The following is a 16,231-nucleotide window of genomic DNA, read 5'->3' on the forward strand; positions in this document are numbered from 1 at the left end:
GGGAATCAGATGAGAAGTTTATTAAAAAAGGATTCGAGCAAGGCGCTGCTGTTTGCTGGATTCGTCGTATTGATGTTGGTCTTTTTTATGCTCAGCATTTCTCTTGGGCAAACCTCGATTTCCCTCAAAGCCACCATCCATGCGTTTCTTCATTTTGATGAATCGGATCCAAACAGTGTCATTGTCATGACATCCAGATTATCAAGAGCTTTAATCGCAACGGTTGTTGGATCAAGTCTAGCCATTTCAGGCGCACTGATGCAGGCATTAACAAGAAATCCGCTTGCGGCGCCAGATTTGTTAGGCATTAATGCAGGTGGACTATTTTTTATCGTCATTTCGATTGTTTTCTTTTCAACAGAGTCATTAACAGGCTATATGTGGACAGCCTTTTTAGGTGCTGCGATTGCAGGGATGCTCGTTTTTCTCTTGGGCTCCATTGGAAGAGATGGATTGACACCGGTCAAAATTGTCCTTGCAGGTGCGGCGATATCTGCACTGTTTGCGTCCTTTACACAAGGTCTTTTAATCGTGAATGAACAGTCGATTCAAAGCATCCTGTTCTGGATGGCGGGTTCAGTGTCTGGAAGAAGCATTGATATGCTGCTGCCTGTTTTGCCTTATATTTTAGGGGCAACAGTTGTGGCGCTGCTTCTTGGACGCTCCATCAATGTCCTTTTGTCAGGAGATGATATTGCGAAGGGACTTGGCCAGCGTACGCTGGTGCTGAAAATCACGATGGGAGTTCTCGTCGTCTTTTTAGCGGGTGGTTCCGTCGCTGTTGCAGGATCGATTGGTTTTGTTGGTTTTCTAGTGCCGCATATTGTGAAAAAGCTTGTCGGACCTGACCACCGCTGGGTACTTCCGTATTGTGCCGTTGTGGGGGCGTCGCTTTTACTTGTCGCAGACCTTGCGGCTCGTTTTCTGATCATGCCGCAGGAAGTGCCGATTGGTGTCATGACGGCGGTAGCAGGAGCGCCTCTATTTGTTTATCTCGTGCGCAAGGGGTTGAAGACAGGTGGCTAAAACATATACAGTGCGTTCAAAGGGCGGACGCATTTCATTTCAATTTTCAAAGCGGACGTTTTTGATTTTACTTTTATTGACGGCCGTTGCTTTTGGATTATTTATTCTCAGTCTCTGTATGGGCAGCCGGTTTATTCAGCCGATGGATGTGCTGCTTCATTTAATCGGTCAGGGAGAGGGAAACACCTTTGTGCTCAATACGCTGAGGATTCCAAGAACACTGCTGGCTGTCTTAGTGGGGGCCGCGCTTGCGGTATCAGGGCTTATTTTGCAAGGATTAATCCGCAATCCGCTTGCATCGCCTGACATCATTGGGATTACGAGTGGTGCTTCGTTTGGGGCGATTATGTTTATTGTCTTTTGGATGGGCACTGTGCCTATTGCGTATCAATCCTTATGGGCGATTGCAGGGGCTTTTGCCGTATCGTGCCTGATTTATTTGCTTTCATGGAAAAAAGGAGTCAAGCCGATCACACTTGTCTTAATGGGAATTGGGATTTCTGCCATTATGAAGGCGTGTGTGACGTTTACTCTTGTTCTTAGTGATACGATGACGACGACAAAGTCATATATTTGGCTGACGGGCAGTTTATATGGTTCTACGATGAAGGACGTCACGTCGATGCTTCCTTGGGTCATGATCATTTTACCGATTGTCATGGTGTTAGCAAGAACGATGAATGTGAAGGAGCTTGGAGATGATCTCGCAACAGGTCTCGGGGTAAAAGTGCAGGCAAAACGGTTATTCTTTCTGCTGATGAGTGTGACATTGGCGGGGATTGCTGTTGCCTTTGCAGGCGGCATTGAATTTGTTGGACTGATGGCGCCGCATGTCGCACGGATGATCATCGGCCGCTCCTTCATTGCGCTGGTGCCGGCATCTGCGCTTGTTGGGAGTATTCTCGTGATGCTGGCAGATTTAGTAGCTAGAACGGCTTTTCTACCGTTAGATGTACCAGCAGGTGTATTCACGGCTGCAATTGGTGCACCGTTCTTTATTTATTTGTTATACCAGCAGCGAAATCGATAAACGAAAGATGGAGGTTTTGATATGAGGCCAGAGTGGGTTGAGAGAGAATTACTTGATTTCGGGGTACACATCACAAATGGACCAATGACATCTGACCGCACACTTGCTGCGCTTTTTTCAGAAGCATCTGTCCTGCGTTTATTAGAGGCTGAAAAGGAAGCCATGCATGCACCGAATGTGGCGGTAGCAGCGTCGATGTTTTCAAAGCGTTATGCCTACTTAGCCGTCAGTTCCTCTTTGTACATGATGACGCTGTATGACGGTGTCTATCAGTTTTCACCGGAGGCATGTGCCTTTAGAGAGGATCGGAAAATTGAAATTGATGAGTCATTGTGTTCGTTTGTTCCACTAGAAGGAGATCGGCATGAATGGAGAGAGCAGGCTGTGCATGCGCTGTTTACGGAGTGTGTTACACCTCTTTTAGACGTGCTGAAGCGCACTTCAAGACTTCCGTACTCCATTTTGTGGGAAAATGTAGCGGTTCGTATCAATTCTCTTTATCGCAGCATGATGCGGGAAGCCGAAGAGTCTGCGGTGAAGCAGCGCGTGCGGGAGGATTATCTGTATCTGAAGCAAGCGGCTGGTGATGTATTCGGAGCAAAACAAAATCCATTTCATCACAGCTTAAACTTAGATGACAGTTTACTAGAAACATCCAACCGAAAGACCTGCTGTATGTATTATAAGCTCGAGAAAAAATCGGAGAGTCTCGATTATTGTCTTGTCTGTCCGCTTGAAAAAAAGAAAGGCACTGCTTGTTCATAGCAGTGCCTTTCTTTTTTATTCCCAAATCGCACTTGCCCATTCTGGGTGATCGATAAAGGGATTGCGGTTGTTCTGATACGTTTCATAAATGATCTCGTTGCGGTTCCGTTCGATTTGATCGACTGGATCTTGTTTGTGCCACTTGAGAAGTACGGACATTTTGCCATGGAGAGGGGCGCTTCCATTATTCACTTTGTCGTTTAATTCTAAATCTGGAAAGCGGTCATCGCCCTCGTACCGCACCGCCATATAAAAGAGCATTCTTGCCACATCCCCTTTCACCCGGCTATGAGGTTCGAATGAGTCGCTATCGTAGAAATTACCCGGTGCTCCCTTGTATTCATTTCCGCCCAGATCAAAATCTAAATTTCCTCGTGTGCTATTCGTTTGTACGTCTGTTGCCCGCAGATGATGGAGATCTGTACCTGGGCCCTGGCTTGTCCCAAAATTGCCGTGTGACTTAGCCCAGACATGCTCCCGGTTCCACTGGCCAACATTTCCGCCATTCGCTTGCTTTGAGCGAGAGACACCGCTATAGAGCAAGAGCACATTGCTTGGATTTTTTGGATCTTCATCTGTTTTCTTTAAGGCATCCCAAACCTGGCTGTAGGATAGCTGCTTATGATCATCAATAATATCGTGTAAAGCTTTCTTTAGAGCGGGTCCTGATTTGCCATTAGCAGATTGATAATAGGAATCGATTTGACTTGTAGCGGCTGTTTTCGCTTGTTGTGCAGATGTTTCGTTTTGAAGCTGTAACGGGGAAAATGTGATGGTTTGGCTCGGTTCATTCAGAGTAAAGCTTTGAGCATTCGCAGATTGCGGCAGCGGGGCGGCTAACGTGCCGAATATCATGATTCCGGCAGCCACAGTTCCAAATAAGGTTCTCTTCATTCGATTTCCTCCTTAATAGGGAATGTATTCTCTTTATTTCTATCATATTGTCAGAAAGAAATAAATGGATTTATCGTAAATTTTATGTAATGAATTCGTAGGAAAAGAGATTGCTATTTTAACAGCATTGCTGTATAAGTGGGCATATAGGATGGCAGCAAGGGAGAGGATGGATAACGTGAAAGAACTGCAAATACCTTCAAGAACGATTATGACACCAGGACCTGTTGAAGTAGACCCGAGAGTGCTCCGTGTGATGAGTACCCCAATTCTTGGTCAATTTGATCCAGCATTTACACATATCATGAATGAAACGATGACCTTATTGCGGTCGCTTTTCCAAACAGAAAATGAATGGGCTTTTCCGATTGACGGCACGTCTCGTTCAGGGCTTGAAGCTGTGCTTGCCAGTGTCATTGAGCCGGGAGATTCGATGCTTGTGCCTGTCTTTGGCCGCTTCGGTCATCTGCTCATTGAAATCGGACAGCGCTATGGTGCTGAGGTACATACAATGGAATGTGAATGGGGAACGGTTTTTGATCCTAGCGATATCATTCAGGAAATGAAGCAGGTCAAGCCTAGAATCGTTGCGATGGTCCATGGTGAAACATCCACGGGGCGGTTGCAGCCGCTTGAGCAAATTGGTGAAGCGTGCCGAGAACTCGATGCACTGTTCATTGTAGACGCTGTAGCAACCATTGGCGGTACCCAGGTGAAAGTGGACGAATGGAAGATTGATGCGGCGATTGGCGGTACGCAGAAGTGCTTGTCTGTTCCATCAGGCATGTCACCTATCACGTATAATGACCGGGTTGCAGCTGTCGTTGAATCGAGAAAGAAAGTGGAAAAGGGAATTGCGACACAGGATGAATTGCAGGAGCAAATGGATATTTCTCCAATTAAAAGCAATTACTTTGATCTCAGCCAGCTCCAGGATTATTGGAGTCCTAGACGATTAAATCATCATACAGAAGCGACAACGATGCTCTATGCACTTCGTGAAGGGGTTCGTGTTGTGCTGGAAGAAGGACTGTCTGAGCGTTTTCAAAGGCACGCATATCACGAGAAAGCCTTGATGAAAGGTCTTGAAGCGATGGGACTTGAATTGTTCGGGGATCCACATTGTAAAATGCCAGTTGTGACATGTATTGAGATTCCAAGTGGTATTGATGGAGAAGCGGTACGTGCCGATCTGCTTAAGCATTTTGGCATTGAAATCGCAAGCTCCTTTGGACCGCTAGCCGGACGTATATGGAGAATTGGCACAATGGGCTATAGCTGCAGAAAAGAAAACGTGCTGTTTGTGTTAGCAGGACTGGAAGCGATTCTAATCAAACACGGTGCATCCATCCATTGCGGAGCAGGGCTTCAGGCGGCTCTTTCTATCTATGAACAAGGTGAATAAAGTCATACGGATACTCGCTATTTGCGGGTATTTTTTATTTGGAAAAGAAAACTAATTTTTGAAAAACTAGACTTATAGACAGTGATATCGCTATACTGAAGAAGTTCTGAGTTTTTGACATCATTTTCATTTATTTTGCAGAAAGAGGTTTTTTGATATGAAGAAAATGGGCAGATTATACATTTTGATGCTCAATATTTTTATTGCAATGCTTGGCTTTGGCCTCATTGTCCCTGTCATGCCAAGTTATATTGAAGCCTTTGGCGCAACAGGAAAAACACTCGGTTTTCTTGTCGCTGCAACAGGTCTTACACAATTTGCTTTATCGCCGGTTGCAGGCGCACTGACCGATCGATTTGGACGTAGAAAATTGATCATTGCCGGGATTGCCGGCTTTACCATTGCCCAGTTTATTTTTGCATTTGCTGATCAGCTGTGGATGCTGTTTGTATCACGTTTTTTAGGCGGTGCGGCCGGAGCTTTACTCATGCCAGCCATGTTTGCATACATTGCTGATATCACAAGTGAGAAGGACCGAGGGAAAGGAATGGGGCTATTTAGTGCAGCAATGACGTTAGGCTTTGTTATTGGACCAGGCGTAGGCGGCTATTTGGTCGAGTATGGGATCGCTTTTCCTTTTCTCATCGCAGGTTCCTTTGCAGCTCTTTCTACCCTGTTATCCATCCTGTTTTTACCTGAAACTTTAACAAAGGAAAAGCAGGAAGAAGCGCGGTTAAACAAAGACATTCATTTCAACCCTTTTGTACAAATGATGCAAGCTTTAAAGACATCCTACGGTTTTTTGTTTATATTGGCGTTTGTCCTCAATTTTGGCATCATTCACTTTGAATCGATTTTCGGCTTATATGTAGACCAAAAACATGGATTTACACCGAAGGATATTGCGTTTGTGATTACGGTTGCGGGTCTTGCTGGCGTGCTTGTCCAAGGTGCGTTGGTGAATGCCTGTGTGAAACGATTTGGTGAAATGCGCGTCGTGCGTTATGCACTGCTAGGAGCGGCTTTGATGCTCATCGTCTGCCGTGTTGCACCGTCCTTTTGGCTGATCTTTACAGGCTCTATTTTATTTTTGTCGGCTACTTCATTTGTTCGTCCAGCTCTCAATACATTGCTGTCCAAAATGGCAGGTAATCAGCAAGGAGTAGCTGGCGGCCTTAATACATCCTTTATGAGCCTTGCCAATATTGTCGGACCGAGCCTTGCTGGGATTTTATTTGATGTGAATATTGAGTTTCCTTTTATGCTCGGAACATTGGTGCTTTGCATAAGCTTCATTGCATCCATCGTGTGGGGGAAAAAAGTGCAGCATACTTCTGCAATTTCTTAAAATTTGTTTATAAAAAAACCGATCAGCACAGATTGATCGGTTTTATTATAATGGTCATCACCTTTTATATGTAACGACAGGTGATTTTTCTTTATGAAGCGCACGAATCATGGCATCATCTACATGTAAATGCTCTTTCACTAATTGAGGAGGGGATAAGGCCATCCACTGATTCAACAAAATATCTGCAAAGCGATTTTTGCCTCCTCGTGTATCACTTTTCTCCTCCAAACTATATGAAGCTTCGGAAGAAAACATTCAATCAGGATGGGGTGAGAGAAGCATCTGAATACGTAATGCTAAGCGCAGCCTTAATGTGGCTTCAGGGTCTTTTAAGCTGATCCGAAGCAGCTCCTCACACTTCTCCAATCGATAAATGACCGTGTTGCGATGAATAGACAAACGTTTCGCTGTTTCTGAAATGTGGCAATGCGTTTCTAAATAGACAGATAAGGTGTGGAGGAGGTTTTGATCAGCTTCATATACCGGGTGAAGGTGCATCTGGTGAAACGTGACTAAATCCTTTCTTGGAATAAGCTTCAATAAATCTGGCACATCCTTTGCCTGATAGAACTGAATATATTCCGCCTGCGACGAGAGATGTCCGGCTTGAAGAGCCTCTAATGCTTCACTGTAGCCCTCAGACAGATGGGTGGTGCGACAACTAGTCAAGCTCACGCCAAAGGAAATGGTGTGATTCGCTTGTATGCTAACGAGCATCTGCAACTGTTTCAAAAAAGAGAGGAGTCTGCCACTCATCTTTGACCAACTGCCTGTCTCTTCCATTAATACAATGCCCATATCACCTTTGACAAACAGAAAGGAAGGAAAAGGAGAGCTTGGAAGTGCGCTGTCAAGTAGATCAACGACTTGATCTAACATCAGTTGCTGGTTCAAAAAATGAGTGGTCTCATGACAATGATCAAGCTGACAGATCATACATAGATAGCTGTTTTCTATGTTTAATCCAAACGTCTTCGCAATGTATGCAGCGTCTTGCTGAGAATACGATGCACCCTCTATCCATCTGCGAAACCCTTCATTTCTGGCACGCTTGGCCGTTTGCTGGGCAGTATATTGTCTCATTCGCGCAATTGAGATTTCGTTTACTGCTTGTGCAATGAAGACTTGCAGTGTTTCATCCAGCGGAGGAATGAAGGAAGGGATGACCACATACTCACATGTTTGTTCGGTTAGATCAATCGGAAAGATGGAAAAGGTTTGCTTCGCATATATCATCGAAAAATAATGGGGTGTCCTTCTTTGGAAAAAGGGGAGAATGCGAATCCAATCTGGGCTCGTGATCATGGTGTGCGAGTTGCAGAGAATACGTCCATGCTGGTTACACAAATAGACAGGCTTGTGAATCCTTTCAGCGATTTTTTGCAATGCTTCAAACTGGTTATCGTCTATGTTCATATCCACTAAGTCTCCTTTATTGAGAACTAAAGCTCTTGGTGAAGATGAATAAATAAATGGACAATCACTGTTAACTTCTCTGATATGCAATTTATGTTATCAGCTCAAATCATTTTAGATAGAAAGTTGTCAACTAATATCACAAACAAACAGAGCGTCAGGACAAAATCACGTACCGTCAGTCATCTTCATTCAGAATTACGGGCAAATATGATATGTTGTAGACAGAAGAATTTCTTTCAGAAATATGGGTATCACAAGAGAAAAAGGCTTTCATGTGAGGAAGCCGTCTATACATGAGAGTGGCAAGAGGTGAGAAACATGATTTATATCGGATTAACTGGCTGGGGAGACCATGACAGTCTTTATCCGCCGAAAATCGGCAGCGCTCAAAAGCTGTTTCACTATTCGTCAACGTTTCCCATTGTGGAGCTGGATGCCAGCTTTTATGCGGTTCAGCCTGAGCGTAATCATGAAAAGTGGATCAAGGATACGCCAGATACCTTTCAATTTGTCGTGAAAGCATATCAAGGAATGACCGGGCATCAGAGGGGCGAAATTCCGTTTGCTTCGAAGGAAGAGATGTTTGACGCATTTATTCTTTCATTAACTCCGCTCATTCGAGAAGGGAAACTTGCCATGGTTTTGTTTCAATTTCCACCATGGTTTGATTGCAAAAAAGAGCACGTCCATTATTTAAGATGGTGTAAAGAGAAGATGGGTGACATTCCATGTGCCCTCGAATTCCGTAACCGCACATGGTTCTCAGATGAATTTTATGAGCAGACCTTGTCCTTTATGGAAAAAGAAGGATGGATTCATTCTGTTTGTGATGAGCCGCAAGTTGGAGAAGGCTCCATTCCGCCAGTCATACAAGCTACGCACCGTGATAAAACATTGGTCCGTTTTCACGGAAGAAATAAACAAGGCTGGCTTCACCCAGCAGACCATGAGAATTGGCGTGAAGTGCGATACTTATATTTATATAATGAAGCTGAATTAAAAGAGTGGAAAAAGAATCTCGACATTCTGCATCAGCAATCAAAAGATGTCTATGTCGTGTTTAATAATAACTCCGGCGGAGATGCAGCGGCGAATGGCCAGCAGATGATTGATTTGCTGGATATTACGTATTCAAGCCTTTCTCCGAAGCAGTTAGATTTATTTAGTTAAATGAGAGCTGCGGCTTTCAACCTGAATGACGGTTCAGTGACAACTTGAGGGAGAGATCAACATGCTGCAGAAGCTATGGTTATATCATACAAACGACTTGCACAGCCACTTTGAGAACTGGCCAAAAATCGCAGCTTATATTGAGGAAAAGCGTCAAGTTCACGATCAGATGCTCTTGTTTGATATTGGCGACCATATGGACCGAGTGAACCTTGTGTCAGAAGCTGATTATGGAAAGGTAAACGTCAAGCTTCTCAATCAACTTGGCTATGATGGGGTCACGATTGGAAATAATGAAGGCATTACGCTGCCTCATGATCAACTCGATCAATTGTACGAGCATGCACAATTTCCAGTGGTTCTGTCTAATTTATTTGAGAAAGGCAAAAGGCCATCGTGGGCAAAGCCCTATCATATGATCCAAATGGAAAACGGACTGAAAATATGTCTCTTAGGCGTGACCATTGCGTATACACCCGTCTATGAAAAGCTGGGCTGGGACATTACAGATCCGTTTGACAGCATACGGGACATACTGCAGGAAGTGAAGGGACAGGCAGATGTCATTGTACTCTTATCCCATCTTGGTATCATCCATGATCGGGAGGTCGCCCGTGATTTTCCTGACATCGACATCATCCTAGGCTCACACACGCATCATTTGTTAGAGCAGGGTGAAATGGACAATGGGGTGCTGCTTGCATGCGCTGAAAAGTATGGGCACTATATTGGCTGTGTCGAGCTGACAATTGACATAGCGCGCAAAGAGCTGATCGAGAAAAAAGCAACGGTGCAGTCAGTGGATCAGCTGATCAGTGAATCAGATGAAGCCATCACTACCTTACAGCAAGCAGAAAGAAGAGCCAAAGCTCTCATGCAGGAAAAAGTAACAGCGATTGAGTCAAGGTTAGAAACGAAGTGGTTTGATGAATCCCCGCTTCCGCAGCTCTTAACAGATGCCATTAAAGATTGGTGCGGGGCAGATATCGGCATGATGAATGCAGGTATGGTGCTTGATTCATTAGAGGCAGGAATCGTGACAAGAGAAGAAGTCCACCGAATCTGCCCGCATCCCATTAATCCCATTCGGGTGACGCTTACCGGTCAACAGCTCATCGAAACCGTTCGGCGTGCCTGTGAAGAAAAAATGGAACAGCTGCGCATCAAGGGCTTCGGCTTTAGAGGTGAGCTGATGGGGAAAATGCTGTATAGCGGCCTCACCTATACAGTAGAAGAAGGCGAAACCAAACGGGTAAAGGATGTCTTTGTACATGATCAATTGATCAAAAAGGACGCTTCCTATACGGTTGGCACAGTCGATATGTATACATTAGGCTCTCTATTTCCTCATATCCGTGACCATGAACACATTGAATATTTCATGCCGGAATTTCTACGTGATGTGCTTACTTGGTGCCTGAAGGAAACCACATGAAATCCGCTTTAGCCTAACAACACTCGCCCTCTTGTCACATAGATTGTGATGAGAGGAGTGAAGGGATTTGGTGAATTTAACACCTATTAAAATTGATGGACATTCCTTTACAGCCGTCACCGTCAAACTGCCGAAGACGAATTTTATGGCGGTAACAAATGAACATGGGTATATTATGTGCGGTGCACTGGATGTCGGGCTCTTAAATGAAAAACTTGCAGATAGAGGAATTATCGCAGGGAGAGCAGTTGGTGTGAGAACCATTGAGCAATTGCTTGATGCCCCTTTAGAATCTGTGACATACGCCGCAGAAGCGCTAGGCATTACAGCTGGAACCAATGGAAGAGACGCATTATTAAAAATGGTGAAATAAAATGGATAGATGATTCCTATCCCCCCGCCTGTCTGCATACACTTGTAGTGGAGAAGGGGGGATTTTTTATTGAGAATGAACCGCCGTTATCGCCCCTATAAAAAGGGCCCTTTGCCATTTCGATACGTCATGCTGCTTGCAATCTTATTCTTTGTACTCTCAACCGTCATTAGTCTATTTTTTATTAACCGTTCAATTAAACCAACCCTTATTCACATTGCGGAACTAGAAACAGAGCGTATCGCCAATCATCTGATCCAATATTCTGTTCAAGACTTTGCAGACGATCAGGAGAATATGAAGGATATGGTGGTCATGAATACAAGTGAGAACGGAAAAGTAACGACCATCGATTTTAATGCGCAGGCAACATCGAAAGCAATGGCTGACCTGTCACGTCATCTTCAAAAAAATTTAGAGGACATTGAAAAGGGGAACTTTCAAAAAGAGGCAAAAGAAGCGTTAAAGGATCAAACAGATGGACATGACGGCATTATATATAACATTCCGCTTGGGCAAGCGTCCGGAAATGCACTCATCGCCAATCTAGGGCCAAAAGTGCCTGTACGCTTTAGTGTCATTGGTGACCCGCATACGGACGTTGAAAAAAACATTAAGCCTTATGGCATCAACAATGCCTTGATTGATATTAGTGTTCTGATCGAGGTCAAGGTGAGAGTCATCATCCCGTTTGCATCTGAAACAATCGTGGTCAAGAACTCAGTTCCCGTCTCCATACAAGCCGTTCAAGGGGACGTACCAGATTATTACAATGGCAGCGGAACAAACTCAGGCGCTCCATCGATTGTTCTCCCAAAGAAAAAGGAGAAGAAAGAATAATGAAAAACAGCCCAAGGAATGATTGGGCTGTTTTCTATTTGCGTTTCCGCTCAGCTCTTTCCCACGCCCTTAAATGAGGGTATGGATCAAATGACCATTCAGTTCTGCCGTTGTCTTTATACATGCCATAGTGAAGATGCGGCGGAAATTTTCCTGCTGTGCCTGGGGGGCCATAACCGGAGCTTCCGACAGATCCAATGACCTGTCCGGGTTCAACAATTTGACCTGTTTTGAGTCCTTTTGCAAAGCCATTTAAATGAGCGAAGTAATGATAATGATTATGAATATCTCGAATACCAATCCGCCAGCCGCCAAAGCGGTTCCAGCCTTTCATTTCAATCACGCCATACGATGTCGCACGAACGGGAAGTCCATAATGGGCAAATAAATCCGTGCCCTCATGAATTCTTCTGCCGCCAAACCCTCTCGCATCTCCCCATGTACTCCGGTAGCTGTAGTCAGCTCCGACCGGAAGAGGGAAGGCATGCTTTCCGAGGTCAAGATGGCCGTAGTGCTGAAATAGCTTCATAAAAGATGAAATAATTCCAACGGTTTGATCTCGTCCATAATAGTCCCATAAAGCAATTTTTAATTGATCAATGCTGCTGCCGTAGTGAAGCAAGTATTGAGCAAACGTGAATAATACATCCTCATCGTCATCGCTGTTCGCTTTTCCATCCCCGTTTCCATCAAGTCCAATTCCGTCAAACACTTTAATGCTTAAAGGAGAGGTATCCTGCTGATTCGGGTTTTCAGGGCCGATCCACATTTCCCGGGGAATGTAGATACTAATGACGCCTTTTTGTTTCGGTAAATCTCTTCTGCTTTTTCGAATATTCTGCTCATACTGATCAACCGCAGCAAGTACATACCATGGAACCTGTGTCGTGATGGCGACTTTTTCGTATAGTGCCATTCGCTGCTTCAGTACATCTGGCTGCTTGCCTTCCCCTTGTGCATGAACAGGTAAAGGGAGCATTGAAAGAGCGATCATGATGGCTAAAACCACTTTCACAAACGTCCATCTCCTTTCATCAAGCATCGTCTTCTACCGTTTAGTGTGGTTAGATCACCCTATTTCATAAGAAGAAAATGTTAGTAATTTTCTTCTGATTTTTTTAGGAGGCTTTTGGGTATTTTTGCAGCTCATTCCCTTGTTGTTCAATCTGTACTATGTTAAAGTGTCTAAAGAAAAGGCTTTAGGCCGAAGATTCAATTTTTGCAGCTTCTTAGCTGCATCCATCGTATATAGCAGGAAGATTTTTGTAGATGCACCTTTAACGAATTCATATGGAGATGATGGAATTGGCAAAGAAGGAAGAGCACGTAAGAAAACCGGACTGGCTTAAAATTAAGCTGAATACGAATGAAAACTATACCGGTTTGAAAAAAATGATGCGGGAAAACAACCTGAATACCGTTTGTGAAGAAGCAAAATGTCCGAATATTCATGAATGCTGGGCAGTGAGAAGAACGGCTACATTTATGATTCTTGGATCTGTTTGTACGCGCGCATGCCGTTTCTGTGCGGTGAAAACTGGACTCCCAACTGAGCTTGACCTGCAAGAGCCAGAACGCGTGGCAGATTCAGTGGCTTTGATGAACTTAAAGCATGCTGTCATAACAGCGGTTGCAAGGGATGACCAAAAGGATGGCGGAGCAGGTGTGTTTGCTGAAACCGTTCGTGCCATTAGAAGAAAAAGCCCATTTACGACAATTGAAGTTCTCCCTTCAGACATGGGCGGCAATTACGATAATTTGAAGACGTTAATGGACACACGTCCTGACATTTTAAATCACAATATTGAAACAGTTCGCAGATTAACGCCAAGGGTTCGTGCGCGTGCTACATATGATCGTTCATTAGAATTCTTGCGCCGCGCAAAAGAAATGCAGCCCGACATTCCAACGAAATCAAGCATTATGATTGGACTAGGTGAAACGAAGGAAGAAATCATTGAAGTCATGGATGATCTTCTTGCGAGCAACGTGGATATTATGGCAATTGGTCAGTATTTACAACCTTCGAAAAAGCATTTGAAAGTTCAAAAATACTACCATCCGGATGAGTTTGCAGAGCTGAAGGAAATTGCGATGTCAAAAGGCTTTAGCCATTGTGAAGCTGGGCCGCTTGTGCGCTCTTCCTACCATGCAGATGAACAAGTAAACGAAGCGTCTAAAAAGCGTCAGGCGCAAGCATAACAAAGAAAACGCCAGAGCTCTCTGGCGTTTTTTCTCATATTAATTTTGGCCGTAAGGGGCGTTTCTTCTCATGGTACGGTCGGAATTCGTCATACCATTTGCATCTTCTTTCGTAGAAATATCTCCACCTTGAGGGGAATATTTCATTTGTTGAATCGTTTTGGTTAAAATTTGATCAAAATCACGTGAATTGGTTTGAAGACGTGAAAAATTGGCAATGGATTGAAAGTGCTCTGGATTATCAGAGACGTATACATGATAATAACGAGGGAGTACAGAAACCGCCGTTTTCTTTACTTGATCGGCAGATTCATCCCGGTTTTTGTTTCCTGTTCGATATACAATCAGTGCATCCTCATCTGTCACAAGTGTGGCTGCATCTTTGATGTTTGGGAGCTGCACAGTTAAACTTGTAATGACGTGGGCAAGATGCTCGCGATTTAAAGCAGGTGTTCTTTCTTTCTGATCCGTTACTTGCTGGCGCTGATAACGAACATATCCTGCTCTGTTTGTGTCTGCTTCTGGCATGTTGGAATTATTTCCTTCATGACGATCCGATAGACGGATGGTTTTACTTGAAGAATCTTCATCCACTTGCCGGTTCATACCTGATTGAAAGCCGCACCCGCCTAAAAGCATGCTGAGGAGAATCGCGGCTGTCAGTTGTTTCTTCATAAATGTGACCTCCTTTTTTCTTTAGCTTCGGCTAAAACGGAAAAAACATGCTTTAGCAATTGATGGAGTTCTTCCAATGAATTATCATTAAAGATGGATCGTTTAAAAAGAGGTGAGAAGATGATCGTCATTCAGAATGCTACTTTTGATCTTGTAAGAGATATTAAAGACGGTTTTGATGAAGAAGCGTTTAAAGCAAGGTACTCAGATATTTTAAATAAGTATGATTATATTGTGGGGGACTGGGGCTACAATCAGCTGAGACTGAAGGGGTTCTTTGATGACCAAAACCAAAAGGCCACATTTGATACAAAAATCAGCACACTCGATGAATACATTTATGAATACTGTAATTTTGGCTGTGCCTATTTTGTCTTAAAACGAATCAGAAAATAACGCAAAGGGGAGCGTCATGATGTATTTCGTAGACAGAAAAAAAATTGAAGAGACATTGCGTTTTTTCGAGGAGCAATATGAGTTGATGCGCAGTCATCAAACATGGACAAGTCCACTAGAGAAAAAAGCGCTGGAACGAATTGTTCATTTGCTTGTCGAATGTATTCTTGATACGGGAAATGATATGATTGATGGCTTTATTATGCGTGATCCAGGAAGCTATGATGACATCATGGATATTCTTGTTGATGAAAAGGTTGTACCCGAAGAGGAAGGCAGTCAGCTGAAAAAGCTTGTCTCGTGCCGCAAAACACTTGTGCAGCAATACCAGGAAGTGGTTCATCACGACTTGCTGCAGGTGATCAGCGAGGTTGAGCATGCGCTAGAGGTTTTCCCAAGCCGCATCCGTACCTACTTGGAGCAGGAGCTTGGCCCAGTATCAGCGTTTAAATAATCCATTGGAGTTGTGAGCATCATGAAATACAAAGGCTACTTAATTGATTTAGACGGAACAATGTATAAAGGAACAGAAAAGATCGAAGAAGCAGGTCAATTTGTTCAAAAGTTAAATGAGCTAAACATTCCTTACTTGTTTGTCACGAATAACTCGTCACGCACGCCGAAGCAGGTAGCAGAAAAGCTTGTTTCATTCGATATTCCAGCAACTGAAGAACAAGTCTTTACAACAAGTATGGCGACAGCCAATTATATTGCCGAGCAAAAGAAAGACGCGTCTGTTTACGTCATCGGTGAAGAAGGAATCAAGCAGGCCATTGAAGAAAAAGGGCTAATGTTCGGTCAGGAAGACGCTGATTTCGTTGTTGTTGGAATTGACCGAGACATTACATATGAAAAATTCGCAGTAGGTGCGATTGCCATCCGTCAAGGCGCACAATTTGTCTCAACAAATGGAGACATCGCCATACCAACAGAAAGAGGGCTTCTGCCAGGGAACGGCTCATTAACATCTGTGCTGACCGTCACCACTACGGTCCAGCCAACGTTTATCGGGAAGCCAGAATCCATCATCATGGAACAAGCGATGAGGGTGCTCGGGACCGATCTGTCTGAGACGCTTATGGTGGGTGATAACTATGATACGGATATTATGGCAGGGATGAATGCAGGAATGGACACATTACTCGTTCATACAGGCGTGACAACAAAAGAACTGCTTCAGAAGTATGACAAACAGCCAACCTATGTCATTGATTCATTAACCGAGTGGATTGAGCGATTATCATAAAAAA

The 16,231-nt window shown here is 44.0% G+C and carries 16 protein-coding genes and 3 pseudogenes; 13 read left to right on the forward strand and 6 right to left on the reverse strand.

Annotated features, from left to right (window positions below):
• Positions 1-9 precede the first annotated feature (9 nt).
• From C6Y01_RS11145 to C6Y01_RS11155, 3 genes are read left to right on the forward strand one after another with little or no spacing between them, the layout of a single operon-like run.
• Entirely contained in the window at positions 10-1,026 is a 1,017-nt protein-coding gene (locus C6Y01_RS11145; protein WP_060597251.1) for a FecCD family ABC transporter permease, read from the forward strand.
• Positions 1,019-2,056, forward strand: coding sequence for a FecCD family ABC transporter permease (locus C6Y01_RS11150; RefSeq protein ID WP_034659892.1), 1,038 nt, complete (start codon positions 1,019-1,021; stop codon positions 2,054-2,056). The genes C6Y01_RS11145 and C6Y01_RS11150 overlap by 8 nt, the downstream gene beginning before the upstream one ends.
• Before the next feature lie 21 nt (positions 2,057-2,077).
• A complete protein-coding gene (locus C6Y01_RS11155) occupies positions 2,078-2,821 on the forward strand; it encodes an IucA/IucC family C-terminal-domain containing protein (protein WP_034659890.1) in 744 nt (247 codons plus the stop codon).
• A 15-nt stretch (positions 2,822-2,836) separates the two neighbouring features.
• Here C6Y01_RS11155 and C6Y01_RS11160 read toward each other — a convergent pair whose 3' ends face one another.
• On the reverse strand, positions 2,837-3,715 hold the full coding sequence (locus tag C6Y01_RS11160) for an endonuclease I family protein (RefSeq protein ID WP_106038208.1): 879 nt from the start codon (positions 3,713-3,715) through the stop codon (positions 2,837-2,839).
• Positions 3,716-3,884: 169 nt separating this feature from the next.
• Between C6Y01_RS11160 and C6Y01_RS11165 the strand changes: the two genes are divergently transcribed.
• Both C6Y01_RS11165 and C6Y01_RS11170 read left to right on the forward strand, forming a co-directional pair.
• Positions 3,885-5,120 carry a pyridoxal-phosphate-dependent aminotransferase family protein gene (locus tag C6Y01_RS11165; RefSeq protein ID WP_095285817.1) on the forward strand — a complete coding sequence of 412 codons (1,236 nt, stop codon included), beginning with the start codon at positions 3,885-3,887 and terminating at the stop codon, positions 5,118-5,120.
• Positions 5,121-5,277: 157 nt separating this feature from the next.
• Positions 5,278-6,468: a tetracycline resistance MFS efflux pump gene (locus tag C6Y01_RS11170; RefSeq protein WP_034659885.1), complete on the forward strand. Its 1,191-nt coding sequence runs from the start codon at positions 5,278-5,280 to the stop codon at positions 6,466-6,468.
• 57 nt (positions 6,469-6,525) lie between these two features.
• On the opposite strand, the pseudogene C6Y01_RS19095 reads toward C6Y01_RS11170, so the two are convergent.
• From C6Y01_RS19095 to C6Y01_RS11180, 3 pseudogenes are all read right to left on the reverse strand, one after another.
• A pseudogene (locus tag C6Y01_RS19095) lies at positions 6,526-6,666 on the reverse strand (oxalate decarboxylase); the annotation flags it as partial.
• A 60-nt stretch (positions 6,667-6,726) separates the two neighbouring features.
• Positions 6,727-6,942, reverse strand: a pseudogene (locus tag C6Y01_RS19480) (helix-turn-helix domain-containing protein); the annotation flags it as partial.
• A gap of 144 nt (positions 6,943-7,086) precedes the next feature.
• Positions 7,087-7,887: pseudogene (locus tag C6Y01_RS11180) on the reverse strand (PucR family transcriptional regulator); the annotation flags it as partial.
• Between the two features lie 321 nt (positions 7,888-8,208).
• Here C6Y01_RS11180 and C6Y01_RS11185 point away from each other — a divergent pair.
• The 4 genes from C6Y01_RS11185 (at position 8,209) to yunB (ending at position 11,708) form a co-directional block, all read left to right on the forward strand.
• A complete protein-coding gene (locus C6Y01_RS11185; RefSeq protein WP_034659883.1) occupies positions 8,209-9,060 on the forward strand; it encodes a DUF72 domain-containing protein in 852 nt (283 codons plus the stop codon).
• A gap of 61 nt (positions 9,061-9,121) precedes the next feature.
• On the forward strand, positions 9,122-10,495 hold the full coding sequence (locus C6Y01_RS11190; RefSeq protein ID WP_095285813.1) for a bifunctional metallophosphatase/5'-nucleotidase: 1,374 nt from the start codon (positions 9,122-9,124) through the stop codon (positions 10,493-10,495).
• Positions 10,496-10,562: 67 nt separating this feature from the next.
• A complete protein-coding gene (locus tag C6Y01_RS11195) occupies positions 10,563-10,868 on the forward strand; it encodes a YunC family protein (RefSeq protein WP_034659881.1) in 306 nt (101 codons plus the stop codon).
• Positions 10,869-10,943: 75 nt separating this feature from the next.
• Positions 10,944-11,708, forward strand: coding sequence for a sporulation protein YunB (yunB, locus tag C6Y01_RS11200; protein ID WP_411266054.1), 765 nt, complete (start codon positions 10,944-10,946; stop codon positions 11,706-11,708).
• A gap of 34 nt (positions 11,709-11,742) precedes the next feature.
• On the opposite strand, the gene C6Y01_RS11205 is transcribed toward yunB, so the two are convergent.
• A complete protein-coding gene (locus C6Y01_RS11205; protein WP_223249920.1) occupies positions 11,743-12,687 on the reverse strand; it encodes a M23 family metallopeptidase in 945 nt (314 codons plus the stop codon).
• Between the two features lie 326 nt (positions 12,688-13,013).
• Here C6Y01_RS11205 and lipA point away from each other — a divergent pair, with 326 nt between their 5' ends.
• On the forward strand, positions 13,014-13,910 hold the full coding sequence (lipA, locus tag C6Y01_RS11215) for a lipoyl synthase (protein WP_034660686.1): 897 nt from the start codon (positions 13,014-13,016) through the stop codon (positions 13,908-13,910).
• A 39-nt stretch (positions 13,911-13,949) separates the two neighbouring features.
• Here the strand turns inward: lipA and C6Y01_RS11220 are convergent, their stop codons facing one another.
• Positions 13,950-14,585, reverse strand: coding sequence for a YhcN/YlaJ family sporulation lipoprotein (locus C6Y01_RS11220; RefSeq protein WP_034659879.1), 636 nt, complete (start codon positions 14,583-14,585; stop codon positions 13,950-13,952).
• 120 nt (positions 14,586-14,705) lie between these two features.
• Here C6Y01_RS11220 and C6Y01_RS11225 point away from each other — a divergent pair, with 120 nt between their 5' ends.
• Genes C6Y01_RS11225 through C6Y01_RS11235 form a run of 3 tightly spaced genes read left to right on the forward strand, consistent with a single transcriptional unit; the run spans position 14,706 to position 16,227 of the window.
• Positions 14,706-14,981 carry a YutD family protein gene (locus C6Y01_RS11225; protein ID WP_003213192.1) on the forward strand — a complete coding sequence of 92 codons (276 nt, stop codon included), beginning with the start codon at positions 14,706-14,708 and terminating at the stop codon, positions 14,979-14,981.
• Between the two features lie 19 nt (positions 14,982-15,000).
• Positions 15,001-15,435, forward strand: coding sequence for a DUF86 domain-containing protein (locus C6Y01_RS11230; protein WP_034659878.1), 435 nt, complete (start codon positions 15,001-15,003; stop codon positions 15,433-15,435).
• 18 nt (positions 15,436-15,453) lie between these two features.
• Positions 15,454-16,227, forward strand: coding sequence for a TIGR01457 family HAD-type hydrolase (locus C6Y01_RS11235; RefSeq protein ID WP_095285818.1), 774 nt, complete (start codon positions 15,454-15,456; stop codon positions 16,225-16,227).
• The last annotated feature ends 4 nt before the right edge of the window (positions 16,228-16,231 follow it).

The organism is Bacillus sp. NMCC46, assembly GCF_002998465.1.
GTDB lineage: Bacteria > Bacillota > Bacilli > Bacillales > Bacillaceae > Bacillus.